The organism is Moraxella bovis (assembly GCF_002014975.1).
Taxonomy (GTDB): domain Bacteria; phylum Pseudomonadota; class Gammaproteobacteria; order Pseudomonadales; family Moraxellaceae; genus Moraxella; species Moraxella bovis.
Genome location: NZ_MUXV01000017.1, coordinates 1 through 13,713, shown reverse-complemented (window position 1 = coordinate 13,713; position 13,713 = coordinate 1). Strand labels below are relative to the sequence as shown.

The following is a 13,713-nucleotide window of genomic DNA, read 5'->3' as shown; positions in this document are numbered from 1 at the left end:
TAACCCCAAGAGATTCTCATGAACGACTTATTTAACACCAACACTCCCACGCCTGCACCTGATGACAAAACCAACAAACGCAAAAACAACCCCGAGCTGTTACGCCACACCATCCTAGTCTGTGCCAAAAATCTCATGCTAGATGTCGGCATTGGCAATCTGTCCATGCAAAAAGTGGCGGACATGGCAGGCACGAGCAAAGGCGGACTGTTTCATCATTTCAAATCCAAAGACGAACTCATCACCAGCGTGGCAGAGCTGTTCATCGCCCAAATCAATACCGCCATATTAGCCGACATGAACGCACACCCCACCGAGATGGGAGTGTTTACCAAAGCCTATGTGCGGGTAATGTTTGACAACCAAGAGATTGGACTACAAAGCGACTGGGCGGGACTTATCCGAGCGATGACCGCTGACAGCCAGATGAATGAGTTGTGGATAAATTGGTTTGCCCAAAAAATCAAAACCCACGCAAGCACCGACAGCGACCCACGTCTGTCCATCATACGCTGTGCTGTGGACGGGGCGTGGCTCAATAACATTCCCCATGACGAACTGCCTGCCATGCGAACGTATCTGCTGGCATTGGCAGATGATGTTTAGCCAAATCTTTAAAATCATGACAAGCTCAATGATATGCGAACGGTAAGAATAAAACCATTAAAAAAGGGCGTGATGAACACGCCCTCACAAGCTCGTGACAAATATCAAGCTCGTTAGCCATAAAGCCAAAATCAGACAAACCCATCAACCCACCGATACCGCCACATCATAATTGGCAAATACATCAGTGAGCTTTTTGATCTCATCATCATTATCATGAACCAGTAGAAAAAAGGCATTTTCATGCGAGCCAAGCTCCACCAATTTTAGCCCATGCCCTGCTAATTGTTCATTAAAATAGTTAAAAAACAGCTCACGCATGGCTTCAAATCGTGCCATCTGTTTTTGTATCATGGCATCAAACATCATGTTAATGTCAGTACCATCAAAATCATCTTCATCATCGTCATCGCCACATATTTGGGCATAATGCTCCAAAAACTCATCTTCAATGGCAATGCCACGCTGTTTTATCAAAGCGAATTTGTCAAAATCCAAATAAGGCTCTTTCCACTCCATGTATTCCATAAATTGCCCATCGGCAGGGGTTTGATAGTTATTATCGCTGTCCCAACCCAGCACAGGAAACAGCACATCCGCCACCAAATCACATTCGCCATCATAACCAATGCCATCTAGTAACGATATCGGCACACTTGCACACTGCTGTAATACTTCTTTGATGTCGGTCAAATCAGACATAAATTTACTCCCAGTTAATATTTAAAAACGATTCTGATTGTAGCATAGCAAATAAAGCTTGTAAATCCATCAAACCATTAATACTATTAATAACACCAACAAAAAACCATTCACCGCATGGCAAATGGTTTTTGTTGTGACCGCACCCAAATCTAAATGGCATAACCCAACGCATAGAACGCCACCAAGACAATGGCAATGATGACCGTACCGATGTTAAGCTTTTTAAACTCACCAGAGATGACACGACCCAGCACGAGCGAGCCAAAGCCTAACATGATACCTGTAACAATGTTCGCAGTCAAAACAATAAACACCGCACAAATAAGTCCGCTCATCGCCTCCACAAAGTCATCAAAATTCAGTTTTGAGACGTTACTTAGCATGAGTAGTCCCACATACATGAGTGCAGGGGCGGTGGCATAGTTTGGCACCAAAAATGCCAATGGCTGAAAGAACAGCATGAGCAAGAACAGACCGCCCACGACCACTGCTGTCAGCCCCGTTTTACCACCGACTGCCGTACCTGCCGCCGACTCGATGTATACCGCCGCAGGGGCGGTACCGAACACACCCGACATGAGTGATGACACCGAGTCTGCCGTGAGAGCCTTACCGCCACCCACGATTTGCCCGTCTTTGTCAATGAGACCCGCCTGCCCCGCCACCGCACGAATCGTCCCTGTGGCATCAAACACCGCCGTCATGACAAGGGCAAACACCGCAGGCAACACCGCCGCATTTAATGCCCCCATGATATCCATCGCCCCAAACAGCGACTCATCGCCAAAACTTGGTAGTTTAAAAATAGAACCGCCAAATTTGACATTCGGGTCAAAAATCAGCCCGATGATGGTAATGGCGATAATCACCCATAGGATACCGCCCTTGACCTGACGTTTTTCAAGACCGACAATCGCCGCCAGACCGATGAGCGACATGATGACCCCAAAGGAGGTAAACTCGCCCATCTTGACAGGCAGTCCTGCATCATTTTTGATGACAAGCCCCACGCCATTGGCAGCGATGAGTAGCAAAAATAAGCCAATGCCAATCCCCGCGCCATGAGCGATAGAACTGGGTAGGTTCTTTAAAATCCACGCCCGAATGCCTGTGACCGATATCAGCGTAAACAGCAACCCCATTAAAAAAATCGCCCCTAAGGCGACAGGAATGCTAATGCCTTGACCCAGCACCAAGCTAAATGCGGTAAATGCCGTCAAGCTAATGGCACAGCCGATTGCCATTGGCACATTGGCAAATACGCCAATCAAAATAGAACCAAACCCTGCCACCAAACACGTGGCGATAAAGACCGACTCGGCAGGAAAGCCAGCATCAGCGAGCATCCCCGGCACGACAATCACTGAATACACCATCGCCAAAAACGTGGTCAAGCCTGCGATGACTTCTTGGCGTACCGTTGAGCCACGTTCATTGATGTTAAAAAAAGAAAGCAAAGACATAAATCGCCTTATCTTAAATTGCTCAAAAAATAGCGGATAATTTTACCGTATAATTACAATTTTTACAAATATTAACGAAAATTTTTTTATGACATATGCCTTGTTTTATGATTGGTAATTTAGGCGATTTTTGGGTAAAATAGGCGGATTATCTTATTATCTCTTACCCTACTTAAATTCTTAAATTGCAAAATACCATCATGAAAAATTCCCAAGAAAATATCCGCCTACCCAACTTTCATGTTCATCTGGTGCGTCAGCATGATGATGACTTTATCAATGAAGACATTGATTTGGCAGAGTATATTGGCACCTATGGCAAAGGCTTGATTTTGTATTTTTATCCCAAAGACAACACCCAAGGATGTAGCGTGCAGGCGAGCGACTTTACCGTCTTGTCTGATGAGTTTGCCAAACTTGGCTATGTGGTGCTTGGTGTGTCTCGTGATAGCGTACGCTCGCATCAGAATTTCATCAGCAAAAAAGAGCTGGGTATTGGGCTTATCAGCGACCCTGATGAGGTGCTGTGCCAGCATTTTGATGTCATCAAAGAAAAAATGATGTACGGCAAAACCCACCTAGGCGTGGTGCGTTCGACGTTCGTGTTTGACAAAACAGGGAAGATGGTCGCAAGTTTTCGCAACGTCAAAGCCAAAGAACACGCCAACGCTCTACTGGACTTTTTAAAAAATCTATGAAAGTCATGCACTTATCATCATCGTTAAAGCACGATGAATCCGAACGGGGTATTTTTGCCATCACGCATGCCCTATCCAAAGCAGGGCATGAATCCGTAGTCATCGGCTCTGCCACCACCGATGATGAGCTTGTACTTCGCCTGCTTCGTGATGACACTGAGTATTATCGCATTCCCATGGCAAAAAAATCGTGGCTGTCATTGGTACACGTCCTAAAACTTAGACGACTCATCAGCGAACACGAACCTGACATCGTCCACGTCCATTCTCGCACGCCTGCATGGGTGCTACATTGGGCAATCCGTCCGCTACCTAACGACAAAAAACCCAAAATCGTGGCGACCATCTATGGCTTTTATCCATTTAACAACTACGGCAAAGCCCTGTTTTTCTCTGACGTCATCATCAGTGCGTCTCGCAGTATTGACAAATATCTCAAAGAAAAACTCGCCATCAAAAAAGAAGAATACAACATCCAAGAATTCCCCTTTAAAATCGTCTGCGTCCGCCGTGGCGTGGACACTCGAAAATACCCCTATCGCCATCATGCATCCGTGCATTGGCTTCATGGCGTGTTTGCCGAATATCCCGAACTTGAACACAAAAAATGGCTCGTATTTCCCACACCTGTCGGACATGAATACGGTCAAGACTGGCTTGTGGATATTTTGGGCAACTTACAAGAAAAATTCCCAAACATCCACGCCATCATCATGGAAGATGATTTGGCAAACGCCACCGACCAAGACGTCGCCCACGAAGAGTTTGTCCAACGTCTGCACGCTTTGGGACTAAATAGCCGTGTGACGTTCATCGGACGGCGACCCCCTGACATGAAAGAATGGCTGTCATCTGCCAATGTGGTGCTTGCCCTTGCTGAACGCCCCGAGAGTATTGGCATTACCGCTATTCAAGCGATACATCTTGGCACGCCTGTCATCGGTTGGGCAAGGGGGGCATTTTCCGACATCCTACAAGCCACTTACCCCCAAGGACTGGTCAAAGAAGAAACTGCCCTTGCTCTGTGCAAAAACATCAAATTCCACCTACAAAACAAAACTCGCCCCCCAATGACGCACGAATACACCATCGAGCAGATGACTGCTGAGACTTTGGCGGTGTATCAGTCGCTTGTGCCAGACTGTCATTTGGTTGATAAAGATAGACATGATAATCTGGTCTGTGTCAAAGCCGAAAGTGCTTAAAAATCATGGTCTTACAAGTTATTTTTGCACGGAGCGTTTACAGGCGTTTTAAAATTATTTATAATCGGTTTTGTAGATTATTTGGTTTTATAAAAATAATCTACCTTTTTATTGGTTATATAAGGCTGTTTTATGAAAAAACTAAGCAAGCTTGGCAAAACCGCCCTAACATCTGCCCTATCAGCAACCCTGCTGTCAGGCTGTGCAACCAGTGCATTGTTAGAAAAGGACTCAGGCGGTACTTATACCACCACCCAAAAGAGGGTACTAACCAATGACGTCGTTGTGGCATTTGGTAAGCCATCATTAAAGCTACCCAACATCCCATCGGATGCGGTCGTGATTGTCGGTCAGCGTAACAGTTATGTGTTGGTTGAAGGCGGGACTCGCTTCAACAATCTCATCACTCGCCTTGATCCACGCCATATCAGCCTTACCAAAGGCTTGGACTTTTATTCTGCCAATAATGACGGCAGTTTTACCGGTGAACTTGCCTTTAGATACACCAAGTTAAAAGCCGAAGTGACCAACGAAGAGCTAAACTTCTTTTTGCAAAATGGTGTCAAAGAATGCACCAATCACAGCGAATCGAATCTTGGGGCTCAAAGCTACTGCTTTGATATTCCCCTAAAAGGTCATACCTATCCTGCCGTGAGCAATCAGTCCAGCCTAAAAGCACTGAGTAAAGCCTACCCTGTCACCATCTACACCAACGAGCAAACCACGGCTTACCGTGAAGGGCAAAGCAGTTCTGTTGAAAAACTGGTGCTGTTTCCTTTCGCCGCCGCTTTTGATGTAGTCACCTTGCCACTGCAAATCATCGGGCAAATTTTTGACTGATATTAAAGTTTATGGTTGATAAATAGGACGTATTTGGGTGCGTCCTATTTTTGTGGATAATTGCTCTGTGATGATTGCCATAGGAAAAACATAGAAGTCATGATAAAATACGCCTTTTGCCATGACAATGACATCAAGGATATCTTGTGGATACCGAACTCATCAAAATCATTCTTGCCTTTGTGGTGCTCATAAATCCGTTTAGTGCCTTGGGGCTTTTTTTAAACCTAACCAAAGGTTATCCTGCCAAAGACCGCCAAAAAGTCGCCCAAATCGCCTGTGTGACGGTGTTTATTGGCATTGTCTTTTTTACCATTTTAGGTGAAAGCCTGCTAAAAGTACTGGGCATTTCGGTGGGGTCGTTTCAGGTAGCAGGTGGGATTTTGGTATTCTTGATTGCCATTAACATGATGAATGGCGGTGGCAACCCTGTCAAGCCTAACGAAGAAGAAGTGGAAGTTAGCTCATCCTTGACAGCGTCAGCGGTTGTACCCCTTGCCATCCCGATGATGATAGGGCCAGGCGGTATCTCAACGGTCATCATTTATTCCAGCCAAGTCAAAGGCGTGTTTGAAGTAGGCATGATTTTGGCGGCGGGGCTGTGCATTAGTGTGTTTTGTTATGCATCACTCATGGCGGCAGGTAAAATCAGTCGCTTTTTGGGTGATACAGGGCTTAACATCCTAAGTCGTATTATGGGCATGCTACTTGCGGCGGTGGCGATTGAGATTTTGATTAATGGACTTAGAACCTTATTTCCACAGCTGATGAGCTAAGCACGCTACAAAAAGCAAACATGACAAAACAAGGCTTGTGTTATAATTTTTGGCTTTTTGCTTGTTTGAACACACCCATGCCAATATTTAACATCAAAACTCCCAAAAAAGGCACCTTGCTTTATAAAATCTATGACTTTTTTCGGGATAACATCAACCTTGTTATCTCAATCATTGTCGCTATTTGTGTGTATTTTTCTTTGTCTGATGTGCGTTTTTTAAAGCGGTTTGTGCCAAGCATTAACATGGAGACGGTGTATTTGTTGGCGTGGGACAGCTTTTTGGTGGCGTATTTGCTACTGGCACTTAGAATGTTCATTACAACGAACTCCGAAGACATCAAAAAACGAGTTCATGAGCAGTATGAACGCAAACGCATCATGCTTATTTTGATACTAATCACGTCTTTTATTAGTATGATTGCCATTATTAATGAGATGCGTATCAGTGCTCAGTATGAAGGTTGGCTCTTCCACCTTACATCTTTGCATCACTTTTGGTACGCTCATTGTCTCATGGTTGTTTATCCATACTTTATTTGCCTTGTATTATGCCCATGGTTATTATGATGCCACTCATGACGATAAATATCCGCTTGATTTTCCTTATGAAAACAACCCTGATTATTGAGATTTTTTGTATTTTGCGTTGGGTATTGGGGCGACAGGGGGCGTGCCTGATGTCTCATTTACCAGTAAAAAACTCCGTCGTGTGGGGACGTTTCATAGTGTATTGTCCTTTTTCTTTAATACGGCAGTGTTGTCGCTTGTGATGGAAATGATGGGGTCGCTGGTTTCGCCATAAAATGATTTAATGTGATGAAATGGGTGTGAAAATTGGTAGAGAATTTTGCCAAAATGTTGTATCATAAAGAGTTTTTTTATGATTTTAAAAAGTGATGTATTATGGAAAAAATGCGTAATTTTATGCAGAGTTGGGCGGGTAAGGCGGTGCTTGTCATCACCCTTATTCCTATGGCATTTTTGGGTGTGCAGTCATTTAGCGGTGGTGGGCAGATTGCCCCCAACCAAATCGTCAAAGTGGGCGATACTGCCATTGATACCACAACCTTTCAGTCAGAAGTCAATAACTATCGGGCTCGCCTGCTTGAACAAGTGGACGGCAGTCTGATTAATGATAAAGCCCTAAATGATGAAGTGCTAGACAGCATGATTGACAGGGCGTTGTTAGAAAACCAAGCTCAGTTTTTTGGTATGACGGTCTCTGATGATGCCATTACTCGTCTACTGCAAGCTGACCCGACTTTCCATGATGCTAACGGCAAATTCTCTAATGATGTGTTTGCTCAGTATTTACAGAGCCGTGGCATGACCAAGGACATGCTCTTTACCATGTTTCGCACGCAGTTGTCGCTACGACAGCTCACGAGCAGTATTTTGGGAACAGCTGTTTATCCTGACAGCCAAATCAGTCGCTTGATAGACCTGCAAACCCAAAGTCGTGAAGCGTGGGTGGTGCGTTACAACTGGCAGGATTTTGCCGATAAAGTGACGGTTAGCCCTGCTGAGATTGAGGCTTATTATAACGCCAATAAAAAAGACATGATTCAGTCGCCAAGCGTGGATTTGGCTTATGTCACTCTAAGCGATGCTGACATTAAAATGGATGCTGTGAGCGAAGATGAGATTCGTGCAGAATATCAAGCCAGCCTACAAGGTCAGGGCGACGGCAGACAGTTGTCGCATATTCTCTTGACGGGAGATAATGCCGAGCATCGTGCCAAAGACATCAAAGCAAAACTGGACGCAGGCGAGTCTTTTGAAGCACTTGCTAAAGCACATTCGGATGACCCCACAGGCGAGAGCGGTGGCGACATCGGAAGCTATAACCCTGCCTTTTTTGGCGACAGTAGCAGTGCTGTAGAGAATGCCATCAGTGGGCTGACAGCAGGGGGTGTGAGCGAGCCTGTGCAGACAGGGTTTGGTTATCACATCTTTAAAGTCACCAAAATGGGCGATGCCCCAAGCCTTGATAGCATGCGTGACGAGCTAACCAAACGAGCGACCGAGCGTAAACGTGCCAATGCCATGAATGAGATGATTACCAAAATCAACACCATGGCGACCGACAGTATGGGCATTAGTGACATCGCCCAAGAGACGGGACTGACCGCCCGTAGCATTAAAGGCTATACCAAGGACAATAACACCAGCGAGCTGTCCGCTCCTGTGGTGGTGTCGGCAGCCTTTGACGACTTTGCCATCAGCGACCAGTCGGTCAGTCCCAACATCACCCTCGCTGACAAAACGGTGTGGGTACAGCCGACCAACTACCAAGATGCCAGAGAGCTGACATTGGCAGAAGCGAGTGAGCAAATCAAGGTGACTCTAACCAAACAAAAAGCCATCAAACTTGCCCTAGACACAGCCAATGCTCGTGCCAAAGAAGACCCAGCGACCCTTACCAAGTCTGCCCAGCGTCTGGGCGTGGTTACTCGCCAAAGCCCAGAGCTACTGCCTGCCGAGCGTGCCAGTCTGTTTGTACATAACAAAGACGGCATGAGTGCTTGGGTAGTAGAGACGGACGCAGGGGCGAGTGTCATGGTGGGCGATAAAGCCCAAAGCACGGCAACCGCCCAAATCTCGGATGCAGAACGTCTGTCAGCCTCACAAATCATCCGTGATAATGTCGGTCAAGACCAACTCCAAGATTATTTACACTACTTGCGTGATACCAAAGAAGTGCAAATCAACGAACAAGCCATGTCTGGACACTAAGACAAACATAATACCAAAAACCCATATGCCAAATATGGGTTTTTCATTAGACGAGTCATGTTAATGATAAATATCAATACCCCCACTCATAAGCCTAACTTTCACACCCACTTTACCACCCAAGCGGACACAAGTTTTGCCCTGTGGCTTGCTACCCTTGCCAAAGACAGCACGGATTTAACCTTAGTCATTTGCCAATCCCAAAGCGAGTTGCAACGCCTTGCCGATGAACTGCACTTTTTTGGCATATCCGCCCATGTGTTTGCCGATTATGAGACGCTTGTTTATGACAATCTGTCGGTACACCAAGACATTATTTCCGAGCGGATTGACCTTTTGACGCATATGCCAACAAGTGGCGTGCTACTGGTGAGCGTGCAGACACTCATGCAAAAAATCACACCGCCAAGCTATCTTTTGGGGCGGTTTTTTGATTTGAATGTGGGCGATACCTTTGATATAGAGCATGAGCGTGAACGCCTTGCCAAGGCGGGCTACAAGGCGGTGGATAACGTCTATATGGCGGGCGAATTTGCCGTGCGTGGGAGTATTGTGGATATTTTTGCGGTGGGGCAAGCCTTGCCGTTTCGTTTGGAATTATTTGACGATGAGATAGAAACGATTAAATTTTTTAATCCTGATACTCAGCGAACTGTTACCGACGAAGAGCTTGATAAGCTCAAAAAGGACGGCGTATTTGACGACAAAACCGTCCCAACTTCGCCCAAAGTGGCAAGTTTTCGCCTACTGCCTGCCCGTGAATTTGACTTAGACGACAAAGAGACGTTCCGCCAAAATTTTGCCAGCCTATTCCCCAATGCGTCCGCTCGCAAGGTGGAATTTTATAATGATGTCATGAATGGCATACAGCCGTCTGGGGTGGAGTATTACGCACCGCTATTTTTTGATTTGCATGAATGGCAGACGACAGGCACGCTGTTTCATTATTTGCCCAAAAATACACTGGTTGTCTGTGATGACAATTTGTCCGCTCATCATCACGACTTTTGGGAGCAGGTAAACGCACGCTATCATTCTCGGGCGTTTGATAAGGACGTGCCAATCCTGCCCCCTGATTATTTGTATTTGCCAAGCAATGAATTTTTTCAAGCCTTAAAAGTGTATCCAAGGGCAGTATTTGGCAATAAAGAAAATTCACTTTCCTTATTTCGCCAATTTACCGCCCACACCGTCCCCAATTTGCCAATCAATCATCAAAAAGACGAACCCTTGGGCGAGTTTTTGGACTTTGTGAGGGCGTGCGATGAGCCTATTTTATTGGTGTGCGAAAGTGCAGGTCGCCGTGAGATTATTTTAGAATTATTAAAAGGCAAACTTGACAGCGACACGGTGGCGGATTTTGGTGAGTTTTTGGCAAATTTGGATAAATTTACCCACAAAATTGCCTTAACTGTTGCCCCGATAGAGCGTGGATTATGGCTAAAAAATAAGAAAAATCAAGGCTTTTGTGTCATTAGCGAAACCCAAATTTTTGGGCGAGTGGTCGCCACCACCAAACGCAAACGCCAAAATGCCTTATCGCAAGCCTTTTTGATAAAGTCGGTAAGCGAGATGACCGAGGGGTCGCTTGTCGTGCATTTGTCTTATGGCATTGGGCGGTATCAGGGGCTTGTCGTGCTTGACGTGGGTGAGGGCGAGCAGGAATTTATCCATATCAAATATGCCGATGATGCCAACGTCTATGTGCCGATTACCAATCTTGCTTTAATTGGGCGGTATAGCGGTACCGATAGCGAGGCGGTGCAGTTGTCAAAACTTGGCTCGGGCAAGTGGGACAAGGCACGCCAAAAGACCTTGACTGACATTTATGACGTGGCGGCGGAGCTGTTGAATGTGCAGGCTCGCCGTAACGCCAAGCAGGGCATTAGTTTTGACATTGACATGGCAAGTTATGAGCTGTTTGCCAGTGGGTTTGCCTATGACGAAACGCCTGACCAGCAAAGTGCCATTGAAGCGGTGATGTTTGACATGAAACAGACTAAGCCCATGGATAGGCTTATCTGTGGTGATGTGGGTTTTGGCAAGACGGAGGTCGCCATGCGGTCGGCATTCATTGCGGTGCAGGCAGGTTATCAAGTGGCGGTGCTTGTGCCAACTACGCTACTGGCGGGGCAACACGAGGACAGTTTTAAGGACAGATTTGCCGATTGGGCGATTAAGATTGAAAGCCTGTCTCGTTTTGTCGGTAAAAAAGCCCAAGATAAAGTGCTTGCTGATCTGGCAGACGGTAAGGTGGATATTGTCATCGGTACGCACCGAATTTTGCAAGATGATGTTAAATTTAAAAATCTAGGCTTGATGATAATTGACGAAGAGCATCGTTTTGGCGTACGCCATAAAGAAAAAATCAAAGCCATACAAGCGGACGTGGATACGCTCACGATGACCGCTACGCCCATTCCACGCACGCTGAACATGGCTTTGTCTGGTATGCAGGACATTTCTATCATTGCCACACCGCCAGCCAGAAGGCTTGCCATTAAAACTTTTGTCGCTGAAAAAAACGAGCAGACAACCAAAGATGCGATTTTGCGTGAGATTTTGCGTGGGGGGCAGGTGTACTATTTGCACAATGATGTGGCGAGCATTGACACGGCGGCGGAGAACTTGTCCGAGCTTATCCCTGAGGTGCGTGTGGGCGTGGCTCATGGGCAAATGGCGGAAAAAGAACTCCACGATGTCATGAGTGATTTTTATCACAAAAAAACGAACGTGCTTGTTGCCAGTACCATTATTGAGACAGGCATTGACGTGCCAAATGCCAATACGATTATCATCAACCGAGCCGATAAGTTTGGACTTGCCCAGTTGCACCAACTGCGTGGGCGAGTGGGGCGGTCTCATCATCAGGCGTATTGTTATTTGTTTGTGCCGTCCATTAAGGGGCTGACGGCTGATGCCAAAAAACGCCTTGATGCCATTAGCCGAGCCAATACGCTTGGGGCAGGGTTTATGCTGGCGAGCGAAGATTTGGAGATTCGTGGGGCGGGCGAGATTTTGGGCAAGGAGCAGTCGGGCAATATGCAGACCATTGGTTTTGGGCTGTATATGGATATGCTAGAACGTGCCACAAAGGCGATAAAATCGGGTAATACGCCAAGCCTTGCCACACCGCTTGACTTGGTGAGTGATATCAACATTCATGCGTCCGCCTTGATACCGAGCGATTATTTGGCGGACGTGCATGAGAGGCTTTTGTGCTATAAGCGTATCGCCAATGCCGAGACGGTGGACGAGCTAAATGAGATGCGTGCCGAGATGATAGACCGTTTTGGGGCGATGCCAACCGCCCTTGCCAATTTGTTTTTGGTACACAAAATGCGAGTGCAAAGCATACCGCTTGGCATTAGCAAAATTGACGTAACCGCCTACGGACTTAGTATGGAGTTTAAGGCGGACACGCCTGTGGACGGTTTGGCGATTATCAAGCTCATTCAGTCTAATGACGGCTATCGCATGAACGGGGCGACGGGTATAAAATACACCTTTAAAGACGAAAAAGACGTGGTGGGGCGAACCAATGCAGTGTTTGAGCTGTTAAAATATTTGGGAGGTCATTTGGTTGAATGAGATGTTAATCATCAAAGAAAGTCTATCGCGACTACTTGCATCTATCTTTTGGCTTGTTGTGGCATGGGTGTTTGTAATTGGGATATTGTGGATAGCCTATGTTGGTATCGTTAGGTTTGATCCAGATATCATTGCAAATACTATCTTTTTGGTGCCGATTGCTTTATGGATATTGTATTTATTGATTAAGCATATTGATTATTGTTTTGGCTTGTTTGATTTTTTAATCAAAAATCCTTACCTAAATATCGAAGATGATGGCATAACCATTTATCATTATGAGATAAATACCAAACCTGTTTTTATTCATTGGTCTGACATCAAGGTTGCCTTTGCCAAACAGGATTTGCAAGGTAATCATTTTAATATTAAAAATGCCAAGAATGAGAGCGAGAATAAAAAGCTATTGATTTATACAAAGGCAGTTAATTTATCAAGGGGTAGCATTATTTGATTGTTTATGCCAAATATCTGATGAGATTAATATTATAAGACAAGAAAAATATCCGTCAATCATTAAAGACTTATCCGATGATGTATTATATGAATATTATGACGAACTAAGCAATAACAAAGCATTTTTTTTTGCCAGTTATAGAGCAATCCAAACAGGCGACAAATAATAGGTATCTTGACCATAAAGAATGGCGATTGGTTGAGCCGATTGCCTTTCCCATGTTGTGTGCAGTGGTTGCGTTCATTTGCTTTTTTCTGGGTACGACATTTCCGATGAGTGCCTTATCAAAAAAAGGCGTGTCTTTGGCAAATATCGCTCCTAATTTATTTTTTGCCAGTATCATGATTTTAATGAGGCTGATTTTTTTTAAGATATTTTTAAAGTTTATATTATCATTGGGAAAATATGCATCAAAATAGCGTTAGATAATGACGGTATTTATATTTATCAACATAATACACGCTCAAAAGAGATGTTATATATCGCTTGGGAGCAGGTTTTTCAAGCAAGAAGTAGATATCATAGACATTGTTGTTATGTGGATATTGATGTATTTGTTTATGCTGATGATGTGCATACAGTAACCATAAATATCAGAGTGGATAGTTTATTTCCCGGCTCTAGCCCAAAAAGT

Annotated in this window: 11 protein-coding genes and 1 pseudogene; 10 read left to right on the top strand and 2 right to left on the bottom strand. The window is 45.2% G+C overall.

Translation table 11 applies throughout. The annotated features are described in order from the left end of the window. The first annotated feature begins 18 nt into the window (after positions 1 to 18). A complete protein-coding gene (locus B0182_RS04320) occupies positions 19 to 606 on the top strand; it encodes a TetR/AcrR family transcriptional regulator (protein WP_078273757.1) in 588 nt (195 codons plus the stop codon). 144 nt (positions 607 to 750) lie between these two features. Here the strand turns inward: B0182_RS04320 and B0182_RS04315 are convergent, their stop codons facing one another. Continuing rightward, complete coding sequence (locus B0182_RS04315) at positions 751 to 1,308, bottom strand: hypothetical protein (RefSeq protein WP_078273756.1); 558 nt, start codon at positions 1,306 to 1,308, stop codon at positions 751 to 753. A 152-nt stretch (positions 1,309 to 1,460) separates the two neighbouring features. Further along, positions 1,461 to 2,774 (bottom strand): NCS2 family permease, encoded by a 1,314-nt coding sequence (locus B0182_RS04310; protein WP_078273755.1) that lies wholly within the window; start codon positions 2,772 to 2,774, stop codon positions 1,461 to 1,463. Positions 2,775 to 2,974: 200 nt separating this feature from the next. Between B0182_RS04310 and B0182_RS04305 the strand changes: the two genes are divergently transcribed. The 9 genes and pseudogenes from B0182_RS04305 (at position 2,975) to B0182_RS04260 (ending at position 13,076) form a co-directional block, all read left to right on the top strand. After that, positions 2,975 to 3,472: a peroxiredoxin gene (locus B0182_RS04305; protein ID WP_410173919.1), complete on the top strand. Its 498-nt coding sequence runs from the start codon at positions 2,975 to 2,977 to the stop codon at positions 3,470 to 3,472. After that, complete coding sequence (locus B0182_RS04300) at positions 3,469 to 4,677, top strand: glycosyltransferase (protein WP_078273754.1); 1,209 nt, start codon at positions 3,469 to 3,471, stop codon at positions 4,675 to 4,677. The genes B0182_RS04305 and B0182_RS04300 overlap by 4 nt, the downstream gene beginning before the upstream one ends. A gap of 132 nt (positions 4,678 to 4,809) precedes the next feature. Further along, positions 4,810 to 5,517 (top strand): YidX family protein, encoded by a 708-nt coding sequence (locus B0182_RS04295; RefSeq protein ID WP_078273753.1) that lies wholly within the window; start codon positions 4,810 to 4,812, stop codon positions 5,515 to 5,517. A gap of 146 nt (positions 5,518 to 5,663) precedes the next feature. Beyond that, positions 5,664 to 6,293, top strand: a complete 630-nt coding sequence (locus B0182_RS04290) for a MarC family protein (protein WP_029102168.1) — start codon at positions 5,664 to 5,666, stop codon at positions 6,291 to 6,293. A gap of 77 nt (positions 6,294 to 6,370) precedes the next feature. Beyond that, complete coding sequence (locus B0182_RS04285; protein WP_158079625.1) at positions 6,371 to 6,862, top strand: DUF1345 domain-containing protein; 492 nt, start codon at positions 6,371 to 6,373, stop codon at positions 6,860 to 6,862. Then, positions 6,750 to 7,097 (top strand): annotated as a pseudogene (locus B0182_RS14810) (DUF1345 domain-containing protein). Before B0182_RS04285 ends, B0182_RS14810 begins: the two are co-directional and overlap by 113 nt. A 110-nt stretch (positions 7,098 to 7,207) precedes the next feature. After that, positions 7,208 to 9,031, top strand: coding sequence for a SurA N-terminal domain-containing protein (locus B0182_RS04270; RefSeq protein WP_228157687.1), 1,824 nt, complete (start codon positions 7,208 to 7,210; stop codon positions 9,029 to 9,031). A 57-nt stretch (positions 9,032 to 9,088) separates the two neighbouring features. Further along, a complete protein-coding gene (gene mfd, locus B0182_RS04265) occupies positions 9,089 to 12,622 on the top strand; it encodes a transcription-repair coupling factor (protein ID WP_112742332.1) in 3,534 nt (1,177 codons plus the stop codon). Further along, entirely contained in the window at positions 12,615 to 13,076 is a 462-nt protein-coding gene (locus B0182_RS04260; protein WP_143821661.1) for a hypothetical protein, read from the top strand. The genes mfd and B0182_RS04260 overlap by 8 nt, the downstream gene beginning before the upstream one ends. Positions 13,077 to 13,713 lie beyond the last annotated feature (637 nt).

Bases quoted from the DNA above. Each gene is read 5' to 3' on its own strand.
- B0182_RS04300 (WP_078273754.1), top strand. From the start codon at position 3,469: ATGAAAGTCATGCACTTATCATCATCGTTAAAGCACGATGAATCCGAA.
- B0182_RS04305 (WP_410173919.1), top strand. From the start codon at position 2,975: ATGAAAAATTCCCAAGAAAATATCCGCCTACCCAACTTTCATGTTCAT.
- B0182_RS04320 (WP_078273757.1), top strand. From the start codon at position 19: ATGAACGACTTATTTAACACCAACACTCCCACGCCTGCACCTGATGAC.
- B0182_RS04270 (WP_228157687.1), top strand. From the start codon at position 7,208: ATGCGTAATTTTATGCAGAGTTGGGCGGGTAAGGCGGTGCTTGTCATC.
- B0182_RS04315 (WP_078273756.1), bottom strand. From the start codon at position 1,308: ATGTCTGATTTGACCGACATCAAAGAAGTATTACAGCAGTGTGCAAGT.
- B0182_RS04310 (WP_078273755.1), bottom strand. From the start codon at position 2,774: ATGTCTTTGCTTTCTTTTTTTAACATCAATGAACGTGGCTCAACGGTA.
- B0182_RS04295 (WP_078273753.1), top strand. From the start codon at position 4,810: ATGAAAAAACTAAGCAAGCTTGGCAAAACCGCCCTAACATCTGCCCTA.
- mfd (WP_112742332.1), top strand. From the start codon at position 9,089: ATGTTAATGATAAATATCAATACCCCCACTCATAAGCCTAACTTTCAC.
- B0182_RS04285 (WP_158079625.1), top strand. From the start codon at position 6,371: ATGCCAATATTTAACATCAAAACTCCCAAAAAAGGCACCTTGCTTTAT.